This window comes from Candidatus Nesciobacter abundans (genome assembly GCF_008189525.1).
Taxonomy (GTDB): Bacteria; Pseudomonadota; Alphaproteobacteria; order CAJXXZ01; family 1604HC; genus Nesciobacter; species Nesciobacter abundans.
In genome coordinates this window covers 226,542-244,556 of the sequence record NZ_CP043314.1, presented here as the reverse complement: position 1 = coordinate 244,556, position 18,015 = coordinate 226,542, and the positions used below count along the sequence as shown (strand labels likewise).

At 28.3% G+C, this 18,015-nt stretch carries 14 protein-coding genes; 6 read left to right on the top strand and 8 right to left on the bottom strand.

Features of this window, described 5'->3' with window-relative positions:
• Window positions 1–118: 118 nt before the first annotated feature.
• From FZC36_RS01105 to trxA, 3 genes are all read right to left on the bottom strand, one after another.
• Window positions 119–1,987: a hypothetical protein gene (locus FZC36_RS01105; RefSeq protein ID WP_148972155.1), complete on the bottom strand. Its 1,869-nt coding sequence runs from the start codon at window positions 1,985–1,987 to the stop codon at window positions 119–121.
• Between the two features lie 354 nt (window positions 1,988–2,341).
• On the bottom strand, window positions 2,342–3,445 hold the full coding sequence (gene ychF, locus FZC36_RS01100; RefSeq protein WP_148972154.1) for a redox-regulated ATPase YchF: 1,104 nt from the start codon (window positions 3,443–3,445) through the stop codon (window positions 2,342–2,344).
• A gap of 92 nt (window positions 3,446–3,537) precedes the next feature.
• On the bottom strand, window positions 3,538–3,846 hold the full coding sequence (gene trxA / locus FZC36_RS01095; RefSeq protein WP_148972153.1) for a thioredoxin: 309 nt from the start codon (window positions 3,844–3,846) through the stop codon (window positions 3,538–3,540).
• Window positions 3,847–4,078: 232 nt separating this feature from the next.
• Here trxA and FZC36_RS01090 point away from each other — a divergent pair, with 232 nt between their 5' ends.
• From FZC36_RS01090 to FZC36_RS01065, 6 genes are all read left to right on the top strand, one after another.
• Window positions 4,079–4,282: a large ribosomal subunit protein bL35 gene (locus FZC36_RS01090; RefSeq protein ID WP_148972152.1), complete on the top strand. Its 204-nt coding sequence runs from the start codon at window positions 4,079–4,081 to the stop codon at window positions 4,280–4,282.
• Window positions 4,283–4,517: 235 nt separating this feature from the next.
• Window positions 4,518–4,868 (top strand): 50S ribosomal protein L20, encoded by a 351-nt coding sequence (rplT, locus tag FZC36_RS01085; protein ID WP_148972151.1) that lies wholly within the window; start codon window positions 4,518–4,520, stop codon window positions 4,866–4,868.
• A 117-nt stretch (window positions 4,869–4,985) separates the two neighbouring features.
• Entirely contained in the window at window positions 4,986–6,029 is a 1,044-nt protein-coding gene (gene pheS, locus FZC36_RS01080) for a phenylalanine--tRNA ligase subunit alpha (RefSeq protein ID WP_148972150.1), read from the top strand.
• A complete protein-coding gene (locus FZC36_RS01075) occupies window positions 6,029–8,947 on the top strand; it encodes a phenylalanine--tRNA ligase subunit beta (protein WP_148972149.1) in 2,919 nt (972 codons plus the stop codon). The genes pheS and FZC36_RS01075 overlap by 1 nt, the downstream gene beginning before the upstream one ends.
• A gap of 19 nt (window positions 8,948–8,966) precedes the next feature.
• On the top strand, window positions 8,967–10,835 hold the full coding sequence (lepA, locus tag FZC36_RS01070) for a translation elongation factor 4 (protein WP_148972447.1): 1,869 nt from the start codon (window positions 8,967–8,969) through the stop codon (window positions 10,833–10,835).
• Between the two features lie 396 nt (window positions 10,836–11,231).
• Window positions 11,232–13,151, top strand: coding sequence for a transglycosylase domain-containing protein (locus tag FZC36_RS01065; RefSeq protein ID WP_187440129.1), 1,920 nt, complete (start codon window positions 11,232–11,234; stop codon window positions 13,149–13,151).
• Window positions 13,152–13,499: 348 nt separating this feature from the next.
• Here FZC36_RS01065 and FZC36_RS01060 read toward each other — a convergent pair whose 3' ends face one another.
• The 5 genes from FZC36_RS01060 to FZC36_RS01040 form a co-directional block, all read right to left on the bottom strand.
• Complete coding sequence (locus tag FZC36_RS01060) at window positions 13,500–14,390, bottom strand: DMT family transporter (RefSeq protein WP_148972147.1); 891 nt, start codon at window positions 14,388–14,390, stop codon at window positions 13,500–13,502.
• A gap of 121 nt (window positions 14,391–14,511) precedes the next feature.
• Complete coding sequence (locus FZC36_RS01055) at window positions 14,512–14,847, bottom strand: hypothetical protein (protein ID WP_148972146.1); 336 nt, start codon at window positions 14,845–14,847, stop codon at window positions 14,512–14,514.
• Window positions 14,848–14,951: 104 nt separating this feature from the next.
• The gene (locus FZC36_RS01050) at window positions 14,952–16,385 is read right to left on the bottom strand and encodes an Npt1/Npt2 family nucleotide transporter (RefSeq protein WP_148972145.1); all 1,434 of its coding nucleotides are present in this window, start codon (window positions 16,383–16,385) and stop codon (window positions 14,952–14,954) included.
• Between the two features lie 71 nt (window positions 16,386–16,456).
• Entirely contained in the window at window positions 16,457–17,200 is a 744-nt protein-coding gene (locus FZC36_RS01045; protein ID WP_148972144.1) for an MlaD family protein, read from the bottom strand.
• The gene (locus tag FZC36_RS01040) at window positions 17,197–17,862 is read right to left on the bottom strand and encodes an ATP-binding cassette domain-containing protein (protein ID WP_148972143.1); all 666 of its coding nucleotides are present in this window, start codon (window positions 17,860–17,862) and stop codon (window positions 17,197–17,199) included. The genes FZC36_RS01045 and FZC36_RS01040 overlap by 4 nt, the downstream gene beginning before the upstream one ends.
• Window positions 17,863–18,015 lie beyond the last annotated feature (153 nt).

Genomic DNA, 18,015 nt, shown 5'->3' with positions numbered 1-18,015 from the left:
ATGTATTTTAAAGCCATAAACATCAAGCATTTAACTAACCTATTCTGCTAAAACTGTCTAACAATCATCATTTGACAAAACACACATAATTTATATAGTTTTTTAATTACAAAGTTACTTACTTGGATAGCTTGCTTATTTCATCTATATGTTTTTGTTTTATGGAACTCATACCATCTTTTAGGTTTTGTTCTAACTCTTCTGGTGACTTGCTTAACATATTCAAAGAGCTATTTTGCCCTTTTAGGTAATCATTCCCTTTTTCTTTTCCTATAAGAGATTCCATTTTGCTGAAAATTTCATGCATTTCTTCTTCAAAAGAATCTGTAGAATTTTTTGCTTGCAAATAAGATACACTCTGCTCAACAAGAAACTTGTCTATATTTAAATCTTTTTTTCCTTCTTTAGAGTAAATATTAAAACCTAAATTATCTGCAGAGAATCCAAAAGAACTACTACTATTCGCAAATTTGCCATACGCAGACTTGTTTTCTATGGATTTTAGATCACTGTCATTTAATCTATGAGAAATATCAACAGAGTTTACTGCTGCACTTAAATTTTCAATTGATTTAACTATATTTTCATTTTCCATAACAAGGTATTTCTGTATATTGCTTAATGCTTCAGTAATTTTCTCTTTCCTTGCTTCTTTTTTATTTTTTTCTATTGCACTGTTTATTTTTCCTAAAAGAGATTTATATTGATTTACTGAATACTCGAAAATATTTTTAGAAATAGAATTGCTTATTAATTTAGTATTTAGATAAATTTTAAATCTTTCAAAAATTTGCTCTTTAGTTTCTTTTAGAACCTCATTCATTGATAGATCTTTTTTAGCGTATTTCTCAGCCAATGTAGCATTTTCTACTTGAGAATGTTTTACTAGCAAATCATAAGCAGAATCAATAGAAAGTGATGAAGTGTTTTCTAATATTTTTGTTAAACTTTGTACATTAGTTAAATTCCAAAATGTATTCATATAAGAGTTATCTTCTAAATCTGAACTTTTTCTGATTTTCTCTAAAGTTTCTGAATTTTTAATTCCTCTCAATTTTTCAAAATCCTTTTTAATATCATGAATCTTAATTAGTTTTTGTATAAAAATATTTAATAAAGATTTTATATTCTGAGCGTACTTACTAATTACAAACTTCTCAAAATCTGCACTTGCAACTGATTTCAAAAAACTTAAATCCAAATCTGAATCAGGAAATCTACTTTCAATAATTTCATTAAAATCAGATATTTCTTTTTTGTAATCATTAACTTTACCTTCGTATAGTCCTGTGGCATGTTTTTTAATTTTTTCCAAATTTTCAGAAACTTCATAACCTTGTCTAGCTTTTTCGTATTCTACTTTAAGTTCATTTAACAAAACTCTATCCTGATCACTAAAAGAATCTACACCTTCCAATTTAGATTTAAGTTTAACAGCTAAGTCATATTCTTCTTGTAGTTTTTTTGCATCCAGATCAACTTCAGTGCGATATGATGCGAATTTATCTTTGTCTTCTACAGATAACTCTGCAGAATGTTTCTCTAAACCTTTCAATATACCAGATTTAAAATAATCAGAGCTAATTAATTTCATTTTATCAAGCATAGCTATGGAAGCATCTTTTTCTGACTTTCCTACAAGTTTCTGAGAAACAGCATATCCTATTTCAGAATCAATCACAAATTCTAGATCTGCTTCTTTTGAAACTATGCTCCTCCAAATTGGAGAAAGCTCTAAATGCTTACCACCAAAAGGATTGTTTTTAAACAACTTTGCAAAGCTTTTATTTTTGGAAGATACTGATTCACCAGTTTCTAAACACAACACATACTCTGAATCTATTTTTTCACAATAACCAATTGCTCCATCATATTTTTCACCTTTGCTGAGAAAATCTACAGCTGCTTTTTCCAAAGCTAAACTTCTACAAGATAAATCACAACAAATAATAGAACTTAAAATTAACAAACTTGACTTCAACTTCATTCATCCTCCATTTTCATTAAAATTAATCAATATTAGTAAATAAAAAGAAAATAAATAACGTAATAATCATCTATCATTCAAGCATACTTATAAAGCATGATTCATATTTCGCAATAAATTGGCATAAATTCTACAAAACAGTATATTAAAATCAAAATAATATTATTTATTTAAAAATATGAAAATTTAAGTAGAAAAATCAAATAAGAACAAAATAGAAATCAATAAAACAAGAAATAACATAATCTACAATCAATAAGTAAAAACTACAAATCAACATTTATATTATAAACATAAATCACAAGAGTATTGCCCATAGAATACAAAAATTTGTTTGTAAATTCGAACTCAACTTTACTTAGGCTTTTTTAATACATTAAACCTAAAATTACATACATCTCCATCAGAAACAACATAATCCTTACCTTCTTTTCTGATTTTCCCTTTTTCTTTGGCAGGTACGTATCCTTCACAGCTAATAAACTCTTCATAAGAAATAACTTCAGCACATATAAAACCATCACGGAAATCTGTATGAATAACTCCAGCTGCTTCTGGAGCTTTGTATCCTTTTTTAATAGTCCATCCTCTGGCCTCTTTCGGCCCTACTGTAAAAAAACTTTCCAATCCTAAAAATTTATACGCAGTAGAAAGAACAAAATCCAAACCTATTTTCTTTACACCAAATTCTCTTAACATTTCTCTGTAATCATCATCTGGCATAGACATTAATTCTTCTTCTAATTTCGCAGCAATAGGGATAACAACTTCATTTGGGTAAGCAGCTTTTAGTTCCTCAAAATACTTATTTCCATTCTTGATTTCATCTTCAGACATATTAGCTACATAAAATCTTGGTAACACGCTCAAAATACCAATGCTTTTTAACCAAGACATTATTTCTTCTGTATTTTTATCCTTATTATCTTCTTTAAACTGATCTAAAGATTTATTTTCATTTATGTGCTTTAAATAAGATTTAGCCCAATCTATTTCTTTTGTCTTCAATGCTTTATTTTTCTTAATCCATTTTTCTAGCACTTCTATATCTGCGAAAACTAACTCTGTATTAATCAAATCAACATCGAAAACTGGATCTACCTTTCCATGAACATGGATAATTTCCTCAGAATCAAAGCACCTTACTACATGAACTATCAGATCTATTTGCCTAATATGGCTTAGAAATTTATTTCCAAGTCCATCTCCTTTGCTAGCCCCTTTAACAAGCCCAGCAATATCTACGCATTCTAGGGTAGGAAAAATTACTTTTGCAGAATTTTCTATTTTAGATAAATTATTTAATCTATCATCTTTTATTGGGACGCTTCCTTTATTAGGTTCAATTGTACAAAAAGGATAATTTGAAGACTCAGCAACAACTTTTTTCATTATTACATTAAAAATTGTAGATTTACCTACGTTCGGAAGACCTACAAAACCACAAGAAAGACTCATAGACAGACTTTAACCCAACTAACTAAGATTTAATAGTCAGAATTACATTCAATTCCTTTATATCTGTATTCTTGTTTTGCTTTTATATTATATTAAGAGTGTTTTTCAACAAATTCTCTAAACATTTCTTCAGACATAGATCCTTTGTGCTGATCAACCACTTTTCCATTTTTTAATACCATAATTGTAGGGATGCTCATAATTCTATTTTTTTGAGCAAACTCTCTAGCTTCATCTATGTTCACTTTATAAAATGAAACTCCAGGAAATTCTTCTGCTACTTTTTCAAAAATTGGCATAAAATTAAGACAAGGACCACACCAATCAGCCCAAAAATCCAAAATAGAAACTGAGTTAGATTCCATTTCTTTTTCAGTACTACTATCAAAATTCTTGATCATAAAAACCTCTTTTCACGAAGCTTTATTCTAGGTTATTAGTTTTTTTTTATCAATCTTTACTTTTTATTACAAATCATAAATTCATAAGTATAGAGTTTTGTAAATTATGAGAAAATAAAACTCTTAACTTTCTTAAATTCTATATAAATTAACTAAAAATCTTTTAAAAACAAGCATTTAATTATTGAAAAAAGCTAATCTAAATGTTAAGATTTCTTCAAAAGAGGTTCAAATGAAGCTTAAAACTAAAAAGTCTGCTTGGAAAAGATTACGTACCAATGCAAATGGTAAAATTCTCAGAGGAAATGCCTGCAAAAGACACGGATTGAGAAAAAGAAGAAATGAAATGAAGAAACAAACAAGAGGTTTGACTGAAGTTCATTCATCCCATGCAAAGCTAATAAAGAAAATAATGCCTAACGGCTTGCCAACCTAAAACAAGTTTTGTAAAAATTTATAATATAAACAGGAATTATGTTCTATTTTCTTATTCTTAAGCTTTTGTATATTTGTATAAAGTTACAAAAATTTGAATTAGAATTTTATTTTTCTAATACTTAACTTTAGTGATTATTGATTTAATTTCTGTTAAGCATTATGTTTTAATTATATAATTTTTTAAATTAACAATTTGTTCTAGGAAATAGACGTAAAATTAAGGAGTTTTTTAAATGACAAGAATAAAAAGAGGTGTCACAAAGCATGCTAGACACAAAAAAATACTTGACCAAACCAAAGGTTATGTAGGAAGATCAAAAAATTGCTACAGAATAGCTAGAAACAGACTAGAAAAAGGTCTTCAGCATGCTTACATAGACAGAAGAAAAAAGAAAAGAAACTTTAGAAGTCTTTGGATACAAAGAATCAATGCTGCAGTAAGATCCCTAGGATTCAATTTCAGTACATTTAAGCACAGCTTAAAACAAAACAATTTTGACATAAATCTAAAAGCTTTGTCAGAATTTGCAATCAAAAGCCCAGAAACCTTTGACTCTTTTGTAATGCAAGTCATGAAATCTTAAAAAACAACTCAAAACCAAATCCTAAAAGCATGTTACTTAATTTACGTGCTTATATTCTTATTTTAATTTAAACATTTACTTTGACATTGATATAAATTTAAAAATAAACAACACTAAATGGGAATGATAATGGACATACAAAAAATAAAAAAATTCATAGATTCTCTATTTGATCCTGAATACTTAAAAGAAGTAAACACATTAGAAAAGTTAGAAAAAATTAAAATAGATTTTTTAGGAAAAAAAGGAATTTTTACCTCTGAAATATCTAAATTAAAAAATCTTTCTAAAGAAGAAAAAATAACTAATGCAAAAGAATTAAATGCATTAAAAAATAAATTCTTAGAATTTTATGAGAAATACAAAGATGAGCTAGACTCTAACAAAAAACCTACTCCAACAAAATCAGACATAACTTTGCCAGTTTATGATGAAGTGGGTAAAATACACCCTTTAAGATCCTGCAGATCTAGAGCAATAAAAATAATGAAAGATTTAGGGTTTGAATTTGAAGATGGTCCATCAGTAGAAAACTGCTACTACAATTTTGATGCTCTAAACATACCTAAAGACCACCCTTCTAGAAATGAAAGAGATACTTTTTATATAAAAGAATCAGCAGACTCTAAAGAAAAAAGAAATATATTAAGAACACATACAACAGCAGTACAAATAAGGGCTTTAGAGTCTGGAAAATATTCAGATAATTTCAAAGTATTTTCAATCGGGGATGTATACAGAAGAGACGATGATACGACACATCTACCTATGTTTCATCAAATTGAAGGGTTTGTAGTATCTGAAGAAGCTTCTTTAGCAACTCTAAAACATTTCTTGCTTTCATTTTTAAAAATGTTTTTTGAAAAAGAAGATTTAGAAATAAGATTCAGACCAGGATTTTTCCCATTTACTGAACCTTCTGTAGAAGTTGATATAAAATTCAAATCTGGAAACTGGCTTGAACTTTTAGGTGCTGGAATGATTAGAAAAAATATAATGGAAAAATATAATATGAAAAAAGGTTTTGCATTTGGAATAGGATTAGAAAGAATAACCATGATAAAATTAGGATTAAATAATATGAATGATTTTGTGAAAAATGATTTGTATTGGCTGAAAACGTATGGATATTCTAGCTTTGAACATATATGCTATAGTTAATGAAATTTACCTTAGAATGGGCTTTAAGTTACTTTAATTTAACTAAGAATGATAATAATTCTGAAAACTCATACAAAAACGAAAAAAACTTGGATTCAATTTCTTTATATTTTTCCAAACTAAAAGATTTCGCAAAATTTGAGGGTAAAAATTACTTCTCTAAGGATTCAAATGGAATTTCTGAATTACAAGATTTATTGGTAGAGCGTGGATTTGAAATAGAATCTTGTACAGAAATCCATAAATTAAACAATTTAGAAATTGTAGAAATAATTAAAATAGAAAAACATCCAAATGCTGACAAGCTTAACTTATGTACAGTAAGGATTATTGATAAAGATATTTATAAACCTAAGGAAAAAATCCAATCAGATAAAGCATTAGATTCTCACAACACATTAAATGAAGAAACTTTCACAATAGTTTGTGGAGCCAACAATGTTTATGTAGGAATGAAAACTGTTTTAGCCAAATTAGGAGCAATAATTCCATCAAACAATATGGAAATCAAGAAAGCCAAAATAAGAGGCATAGAAAGCTCAGGAATGCTTTGTTCTTCTTATGAGTTAGGTCTTTCTGACTCAGATATAGATGGAATTTTAGATTTAAACATAGAAACAATAAAAGACTTAAATTCTATAATAGAAAAAGAACAAAACAAAGCAAATGATTATATTTTCGATATAGAAGTAACTCCAAACAGAAAAGATGTAACTAATGTTTTTGGAATAGCAAGAGAAATCACTGCAGGATTAGGTATAGGTTATGCAGTAAAATCTAAAGATTTAGAAGAATTGGATACTTTTTTCAGTTCAAATAATTCATTAAATATAAAAACAAATGATAAAATGCAGGAAATAAATAAACTTCATAAGAATAGTACAAATGAGTTTAGTGAACCAATAGAAATGCAAACTTATACACTTCCTAAAGAACATGAATCAGAGATAAGCAGGGTGTATAAATCAGTTTTCAAGATCAGTATTAGAACTAAAGCTACACAGCATATAAATCCAAATGATGCAAATAATGATGCAAATTCTGGCAATATGAACTCTAGTTATGTAGATTTTAAACCGATAAGTTTTACCCCTTTCTGGATGCAACAAAGGTTAAGGAATGTAGGGATTAAAATAACAAACAATCCGCTAGAAAATTTGTCTAACTATGTTCTTCATTCTTATGGTTATGAATTATTTTTCACAGAAAATCATGAAGACTGGAATATGATTCTTATATCTGGTCAAAACAATTCATATGATAAAAAATCAAGTGATAATGGTTCTGATATCAAAAAACAGAAACATTTTATAAATAAAGATAATTTTGGAAAATTAGGAATAAATGCATTTTTATGCATAGCAAAATATAACCACACAGATAGCAAAACATTTAATGATGAATCTCATGCACAGAATGCAATAAATTTCGTAACAGATTTCTTTATGACATACAGCAATGAATCTTTTGTAGAAAAATTCGACTTGTATCACAATTCTTCTACTCACATAGATGTTTCAAAGTACAAAGAAAACAGGACAGAACCAAAGTCTAGTCAAATAGTATTTCTTAACTCTACAGAAGTGGAAGATGTGACAGGATTTAAACTTAATGCAAGTTACATAGAAAAAGCCCTAAGAAGCTTTGGGTTTAACATTATAAAACAAAGCACTTCAGAACAAAACAACACTTTATTTGAAGTAGAAATCCCATCTTGGAGATCTGAAGACATAAAAGATGATGCATGCTTAATAGAAGAAATAATGAGATATAAGGGCGTAGATTCTATTGAACCAAAGCCAATGAATTACATACCTAGCAAATATAATCAATATGAAGATTTAATATCAAATTTTTGGACAACAAAAGGGTTTTTCGAAGTTTTTAACAATAATTTTATGGAAAGCAGGGATTCATCTCTTACATCAGAGGATCATTTAGTAGAAATAGATAACCCAATGACATCTAAACAAACTTATTTGAGAGATTCTTTATATTATGATGTTTTGAAAATTGCTAAATCATATGAAAATAATAATATGAAATGTAAGGGTATATTTGAAATTGGAAAAACATTTACTCTTAAAGAAACCAAAGAGAATGAAAAGAGAAATAACAATGAGCATCCTGCAAATGATACTTTAAGTTACATAAATACTAAAAATAAGCTTTGTATTGCATGGTTAGATACAGAAATAAATTGGGCCAATAAAAAAACTACATTCCATGAATGTAATCAAAATATTGAAAATTTCTTTAACTTTCTTGGAGTGAATCATAAAAAGACATTTTCAGAAGATAGAAAGGTACTTTGGAATGCTGATCATGACTCTTACGATCAAACTACTAACAAAGCTACTGAAAAAAATAATCAGAGAAATAATCTAGAAAACAATGGGAACAATATAGATAATTACGGTATACAAACTTTGGGATGTTTGCAAGAAATAACTACAAAACATAAAAAGCATTTCAAAATAAAATCTGATGTATTTTTTGCAGAAATTTGCTTAGATTCTATTGGGCTACTTCTAAACAAGAATAAAAGACAAAATAAAGTAACTTATAATACAAATATATATAAAGATTTTTCTTTCAAACTAAACTCTGATACACCTGTAAAAATGCTACTTGACACTGCAACAGAATTAGTTGGGAGAAACATAAAACTCACTGTTTTTGACATACATCCAACCATAAATCTCAACTCTGAGAAAAAAGTAGGTATAAGGTTAAATTGGATAAATGATTTTGTAGATAATGACGATCACACAAATTTAAATGAACTAGGTAATTCATCAGAAAAACTAATCAACAAGAAAACTAGTTTTAGAAAAAATATTAGCTCTGAAGAACAAAAAGTCTTTTCAGATAACTTCATAAAATCAATGAAAGAAAAGGGGTTTATAAGTGAGTAATAAAGATAATAAAAGCAATATGGATAAAAAGATTAATAACAAAGAAAAAACAATTAATAACAAAGAAGTAGTTTTTCAAAATAAATATATAAGAAATTTTGCCATAATAGCTCATATAGATCATGGTAAATCTACACTTTCTGATAGGATAATTGAAAAATGTGGTGGTCTATCTGAGAGAGAAATGAAAAGTCAGGTTTTAGATTCACTTGATGTAGAAAAGGAAAGAGGAATCACAGTAAAGGCTCAATGTGTTTCATTGAAATACACATTAGACAATCAGGAATATATAATAAACCTAATCGACACACCTGGTCACGTAGATTTTAGCTATGAGGTAAAGAGGTCTCTTGCTGCATGTGAAGGTGCGGTTGTACTTGTAGACGCATCTCAAGGCGTACAAGCACAAACAATGGCTAATGTTTACAATGCTATAGATGAAGATTTATTTATGATGCCTGTTTTAAACAAAGTGGATCTTCCATCAGCAGATGCAGAGGCTTGTACTGATCAAATAAGAAATTTACTTGGAATAGAAATGGAACCATTACAAGTTTCTGCAAAAACAGGTAAAGGTGTTGAAAAGGTAATAGAATCTATAATTGAAAACATACCTAGCCCTATAGGTGATATAAATAAAGAAACTAGAGCTGTTCTTGTAGATGGGTGGTATGACAAATATGCAGGAGTTGTTCTTCTTGTAAAAATAATAGATGGATCACTAAGACCGAAACAAGGAATAAAAATGATCAATACAGGCTCTAATTACACAATAGAAAATGTAGGAATTTTTACTCCCAAAAGAGTTGAATTGAAAGAACTTACTTCTGGAATGGTAGGTTTTATGATTGCTAATATTAGAGATTTATCTGATTGCAAATTAGGAGACACAATTGTGCTCAAAGATAGCACAATCACAGAATCCCTTCCTGGGTTTAAAGAAATGCGCCCTGTTGTCTTTTGTGGAATTTACCCTGCAGATAGCTCTGATTATGAAACATTAAAAGCTTCTTTAGAAAAACTAAAACTAAATGATGGTAGTTTGCTAATAGAAAAAATTAACATGCCTAGTCTGGGGTCTGGATTTCGATGTGGATTTCTAGGGCTTTTACACCTAGAAGTTACACAACAAAGATTAGATCAAGAGTTTGATATAAACGTAATCATGACATCTCCTAGCGTAGAATACAAAATAATCAAAAAAGATGGAGAAGTACTGTTCTTAAACCACCCATCTGAAATGCCTGAGGTTAATAAAATAGATTTTATAGAAGAACCTTGGATAAAAGCTAGCGTTATTGTTGATGAAGAATTTCTTGGTAACACAATAGTACTTTGTGAAGAAAAAAGAGGAAGACAAGAATCAATGGAGTATATGAGTGGAATAAATGAAGCTTCTAAACGTATTATTTTAAAATATAGATTTCCACTTTCTGATATAATTTTCGATTTCAATGACAAATTAAAATCAGCTACTAAAGGATATGGAAGCTTCGAATATGAAGATGATGGCTATGAAGTTTCCAATATAGTTGCTGTAAGCATATTAGTTGATGGAATTAAAGTAGATGCATTGTCCACTTTAATATATAGAGACCATGCAGAGTCTTATGGACGAAATGCATGTGAAATCTTAAGAGATAATATAAAAAGACATTTGTTTCCTATTGCTGTACAAGCTGCTATAGGTGGTAAAATCATAGCTAGAGAAACTGTAAAACCTTTAAGAAAAGATGTTACAGCAAAGTGTTATGGTGGTGATGCAACTAGAAAAAGAAAATTACTTGAAAAACAGAAAAAAGGTAAAAAGAAGATGAAAGAATTAATGGCAGGAAAAGTTTCTATACCACAAAAAGCAATTACTAATGTTCTTAAAAGAAAGAATTAATTTGTAGTTTTTTTAATATAGCCCCTCTTAATTCTCGATATATAATTTCATGATGTACTATATATATTAAATCTGGAATAAGTTTTGAGATTTACAAATTAACTAGTAAGCCTATAAAACTAATGGTATTTAATAAAAAATACCTTATAAATCTATAAAAACATCGAGATTTACAAATAAAGTATATTAATTTAAGCTCATTTAATACAATATATTAATGAAAAGTGGTTTTTTAATAATTAAGTACATATGTCTTTAGAGTGTACTAATTCTAGAATTTCAATAGATAAACGTATAAAAAATATGTACAAAGTTTACATTAAAATCAGCTATTATTAAACAAAAAACTGCACACTTGTATCTGAATGTATGACCAAGTTGTCTGGAAAGGTATTCATGAAAAAACTGTTGAACTTTATGCTAACTTCTATTATTACTTTTTGTGTAATATTCTTTTATATAAATTTGACTTTACCTCAAATAAATGACTTGTCTATATTAAAAATAGATCCATTTGTAGTTATAGAAGATGAAAATAAGAATCTAGTTTCAACTTACGGAAGCTTAAAATACCAACACTTAAGCATCAATGAAATACCAAAACATATTCCTCATGCACTAATATCTTTAGAAGATAGAAAATTTTACTCACACATAGGCATAGATTTTGCTTCTATAGCTAGGGCTTTGTCTAAGAATCTTCAATCAAGCAGAATAGTTGAAGGAGGAAGCACAATAACACAGCAATTGGCTAAAAATATACTCCAAGAAAATTTAGGAGGGAAAATACCTCCTAAGTCGTATTTTAGAAAAATAAGAGAAGCATTTTTATCTCTAAAGCTAGAGCATAAATACTCCAAAGATCAGATTTTGGAATATTATTTGAATAGAGTTTATTTTGGAAGTGGAACTTATGGAATAGAAGCTGCATCATGGAAATACTTTGGAAAGACATGTAAAGAATTGTCTGTTTCTGAATCTGCTATATTAATCAGCATGCTAAAATCTCCTTCCACTTATGCATCTAAACCAGAAAAATTAGCAGAAAGAAAGGAGCATGTTTTAAATTCTATGCTTAAGATGGGTTTCATTAATCAGGAAAAAATGGAACTAGCTTTAGCTACGCCACATAAGCTCAAACATACTCAAAGCAATAGCTCTATTTATTTTTATTCTGATTGGATTCTTACACAAATCCCAACATGGATAAAAGAAATGAAAAGGAATTTAAAAATAATTTGCACCATAGATTTAGATTTACAAAATAAAGCTGATCAAGCTTCTAAAGAAATAATAGAAAAATATAAAAATAAATGGGACTTCGAAAACCTAGCTCTTTTAGCAATGAGCACAAAAGGACATGTAAAAGCAATTATAGGTGGATCTAATTATTCAAGCGGAGCATTCAACAGAGCCACTCAATCACTTAGACAAAGTGGGTCTATATTTAAGTTTTTTGTATATTCTACAGCTCTAGAGAACAACATGGGTATAAATACATTAATAGAAGATTCTCCTCCTCAAATCATGGGGTGGTCTCCTAGTAACTATTATCACCAAGAAAAAGGATATGTTACTCTAGCTGAAGGATTCTTTAAGTCTATAAATAGTGTCACTGTAAGAATTGCGCAAAAAATAGGAATAAAAAAAATACTATTAAAAGCTAGAGATTTAGGATTAAATATAGATGGAGCAAAAAATAATCTATCAATTTCTTTAGGTAGCTTAGAATCCACACTTCTAGAGCTAGTGCAATGCTTTGGATCAGTAGCAAACTTAGGACACAAAGTTGAATATAAAGGAATAGTAAAAATAATAGATAATGATACTAATGAAGTTATATGGGATCCAGAAGAAGCATATGATATGTCATTTAATGACAACGAAATATATGAAACAGAAGAATATATAAACGAATCAGATAAATGCAAAAATGAATTAACAGAACAGGTTTTTGAAGAAAAAACTAATAAAAAAATATTCAAACTACTATACTCTGTTACACAGAAAGGAACTGCAAGAAGCATAGGGGCTTTGAACTTCCCAGTAGCAGGTAAAACTGGATCTTCTCAAAAATATAGAGATTTTTGGTTTGTAGGATTTTCTCCAAAAATAGTGCTGGGAACCTGGTGTGGAAATGACAACTATTCTAAACCAATGAGAAAAAACCTTGGGCCAAATCCAGCTGTAATGCTTTGTAAAACTTTCTTACAAAAAATCAAACATGATAAAACTGAGAATGAAAAATGGTTAAAGTTATTTGAGTTAAATGATAAAAACAAAAATGAATCAGAAGAAGAAATATTAGTTGATTAATTAATTTGAATATCATACACTGCGGAAATTATATTTATACTAATTAAATACGTATAATTCAGCTTCTTAGTATGATCAAGACCTTAAAACACATACTAAAATATTGTACAAACCTATAAAAAACTTAACTAAAATATAATTGTATATAAAGATTGTTTTACAAAATTATGTAGTCAGGTTTGTTTTATAACATGATATTATGGACTTAACGAATTGATATCTTTCAAGATTAATACAAATCAAAGTTAAAATTAAACTACGATTTTGAATATCTATATATATTGTCAAAATAGTAATTAATATTATCCAGAAAAAAATTTTAATTGTATTTAAAAAGTCAAAATATTTTTAAATTTTATTTTTTTTAATAACTTCATTTTTAATATTCATCATGATTGATACTACTAAAAACATAAAACCTAAAACCAAGTACCAGCTCATTCTTTCTTTGAAAAATACAGCACTTAACAGAGCAGAAATAGGCAAAGATATAAATCTAATAGGCTGCAAAGAACTTACATCAGTTTTTTTATAAGCCTTCAATATAAAGAATAAAATAAGGTTACTAGAAACACCTTGGATCATACAAAGTACAATAGACTGATAAGAAACAGAAACCCATGTACATACAGCAAATGGTAAACTAAACAAAGAAGTTCCTAACGCAGAATAAAACAAGAAAGCATACAAAGGATCATTATCTTTATTCAAAAGTTTTTTGTTAATTATATCTAAAGAGGAAAAGCACAAAACAGCTACTGCAAATGCTAATACTACATATACACTTACACCAAATTCCAGCTGCTTAAACATTACAAAGCATACAGAAGCAATTCCAAGGATAGTGCTTAAAATTCTTCCTTTCAAATCTTCTCCAAGGAAAATTTTCGCCATTACTAGCAAAACAACAGGTATAGATAATTCCATAAATGTAGCAATTATTAATCCTCCGTTAGAAACTCCATAATTCCACAATACTATAGGAACAAAAAATAAAAATGACCTTATCAAATGAACAGTATAATTATCTGTGGAGTATTTGTTTTTTATCATAAAAGGAAGCATGGATAATGCACTAAACAAAAACCTCAAAAACATTATTTGAGCCAATCCCATCTCTCCAAAAGACATATACCTAACTATAAAATCATTCAATAATCCACATAAAATGGACATTGAAAAATAAAACGCTCCAATGATGTAGTTATTTTTTTTATTTTCAAAAAACTTTAAAAACATATTTTTTTATTCCCCTTTTTCCTTATTATTTTGTAAGTGCTTTTCTAATCCACATACTCCAGAAACACACACTCAGCAAAAGTTATTATTTGCAAAACATATTACTTATTTAAACAAATACTTATTTACCAAACCTTACAAGATAATTGCTATAATCAGCATACATACTCTCATCAGAAGACACATGTATTGCTACAAGACACCTTAAACAACAAGTTTTAGTCTTTGCTTCTTGCTCATCAAATTGCTTACTAGTAATAAGGTTCTTCTTCTTTAAATCACTAAAAATCATAGACATAGCAAATTCTTTGTAAGCTTCATTGCATTGACTTCTTATAAAATCATTCATTATCACATTATAAGGCCACTCATGATTTTTGAATGAATATAATAATTGAGAAATCTGCTTATCAATTGAATTTTTGGTCAATGCAAACAAAAGCGACAGTACAAACATTAGAAGCATCATAACAAAACCAATCAATAAAGTACATAAATATCAAATAACTTTAGTAAATTATATATAACCTTAGCTTAATATATAAGGTAAAAAACCACTTCTCAAGATTTATTATTCTGAGAAATTAACTTTTCATATTTTTCAGAAAGCCTGTTAATAACTAGAAACCAAACAACCATAAAGATAACAACAACATATAGAAGCTTGTTTGCTATTGTTATTTGAGTACTATCTGGAAATATCATCAAAAACAAAGCCTGAATAAATGCACTAAAAGCTTTTGAAAGTCTACTTACAAAAACATCAATAAATGGCTTTCCTTTATCTTTCAATTCTGAAGAAAGTGGGATGTAAGCAAGCTCTTTTGTAGGATCGAACAATGAGTATTTCATTATTTTACCTAATATATAGTTCATAGATCCACAAATTATAACAATAAGAAGTCCATAATTTCTGACAAAGTATAGAGAATCATTATACAAAACCAAGAAAAACAAACCAGAAAAAACGCTTATAACCATTGGAGTAAGCCTTGCACAAAATCTCCAGCTAAACTTTTTTACAAGATATTTAGGTATTTCACATAGAATTATAGAAACAATACCTACAGTAAAATGCATATTACCCATATAAGAAGCAAATTTTGAGTCATTTCCTGATAAAAGCTTCAAACACGCCTTCCAAGTCACTTCTATTAGATTTGCACTAACATGGTAGCAAAAAACAAGCATCATCATCAAAATAAGATACTTAGAGGAAAATACAACTCTTATTGAAGAATAAAAACTAAGTTTCTTTTTCTTACTTGTATTTGAAACATTTAAATTTTCCACTATTTTCGGATCCAAAATCTTGCTATATAAAATGTAATATAAAAATATTATTGCAATCACTACAGAAGTTACTAAAACATTAAGGAAGCAGAATATGTTTCCAAAAGAAAAGTATACACTTCTAAACAAAAATGAAGTCGCAGCTCCACCAAGTGCTAACCCTATATTCCCCCAAACACTTAAATAAACATAAGAATAAGTACCTTGCTTTAATGTCATTGTATGGTTAGTTAATTGCCAAAATATCAAATTCAAACATATTGCTGACCAAAGCTCTGCAAACAAGTAGAAGAACATAAAAGTCCAAGATCCATATGCCACAAAGATCCATTTAAAATAAGGATAACTTTCTTTAAGGGCCCTAATGCTTGATACAGATGGATGCATATAAGTCCTAAGAGGATATATCAAGGTTCCATATAAAAAGAAAAATAACCCAAATAGACCAAAAATAATGTAAGTAACTTTTTGTCTAGAATAAATAGAGTTCAACTTTTCATATAAAAAGATAAACAAAAAAGAAAAAGGCATCACCATAAAAAGCTTTACATAATGCACTACCTCTATTCCTGATTCTTGAGAAGAAATCACAGAATCCTTCAATGTTTTTAAAACTGATGAATTAAAAAGTGTCAAAACTATTATAGATAGAAAAGTAAAAAATCTTTTTCTTTCTTTAGCTTTTATATCAGAAAAGAACAATTCTGTTACCTACCCTAAAATACATAAAAACTCCGATGATAAAACATACATATTACACATGGATATGACATTTACGAGTACCAGTCAAGTAAGAACTTCATCGGCTTCGTTTTAAACTTTTTTAAAATAGATGTGGAATCTATCAAAAAATCATTAAATACAAGCATATTCTTATTTAATATAGGCAAAGTATCTTTAAAAATCATAGAAATATTTTTTTCATTTGTTTTCGTAATTTTGTTAAATCTACTACTTATCTGAGAAACTTCTAAAGCAGTTTTTTCTAGATTTTGTATCACATAATCCAACTTCAATATAAAATCATCTATTTTTTTTACATTTACTTTCGAAATCTTTCTAAAAAACCCTGTTGTATGATTTGTAACTTCATCTGCACTTTCAAACATTTTAGAAAGCGAAGACATTTTTGAAGGTATTCTTGTATAGCCTAATACTTTTGTCTCTTCATATGGTTCTGGAGAATTAATCATAACTATATTTTTATGACCTGTTATACCTTTAGATTCTATTTGAGCTACTTTATTTTTTATCTCAAAATCCTTATTTATTTTCACAAAAACCAGTACATCTTCTCCTTTTATAGATTTCTTAGTAACATGCCCTACATTTATGCCTTTAAAAAGCACATTAGAGCCATTCTCGAGACCTAAAACACTTTCTTCGAAAAATACTACATACTTCTTGTTGTTGAATCCATAACTACAAAAATAAAACAGTAATCCAAAAACAATAGGAATCATCGGTGCGAAAAAAATACCAACTGTTTTTCTATTAAAATAATTATAATTTTTCATTTAATGAAATTCTCCTTTAAATCATTCTCTTCTAAAAGTCTTATTTTTTTATTTTCCAAGACGGCATATTCATGAGATTTTATATAATCATGAGTAACACACATTATAGTAAATTCTGGAACTAAATCCCATATAAGTGACTGAAATTTTTTAGCACTTTCAAAATCCAAACCAGACAGAGGTTCATCTAATATAACAAGATCTGGATCCAAAGCAATGGCTCTTGCAAGAGCTGCTCTTTTTGTCATTCCACCTGAAAGCATGTGTGGATATTTAAAAAAATCACACTCATCCAATCCAACCATTTTTATTTTCATTGCAGCTAGCTCATAGCAAATATCCCACTCAAGATCAGCATTTATCCTAATTGGTAAAGCTACATTTTCTATAACATTGTAGTCTCTTATTAAGTTACCACTCTGAGGCTGAAATCCTATCATTTTTCTTATTTTCTCTGGATCACTTTTCTCTCCAAACCAAAAAACCTCACCTAGCTGAATTTTTTTTATTCCTAAAATCAAATTCAATAAAGTGCTTTTTCCACTTCCAGAAGATCCCATAAGAGAAAATATTTGACCTTTTCTTATTCCAAAAGATAAATTGTCATGTACACATTTATCTCCGAACCTAGTTGTTAAATCTTTTATACTCAGTACTTGCATATATTTATAGAAAAGATAATATCACACAGAAAACGGTTATTACAATAACAATCTAAATAAAATAAATATATCACTTAACTTCCAGATGATTATTAATCAATTATCACGTAATTATAAAAACAACTCTTGAACAATTCACATTTATCTAGTAAA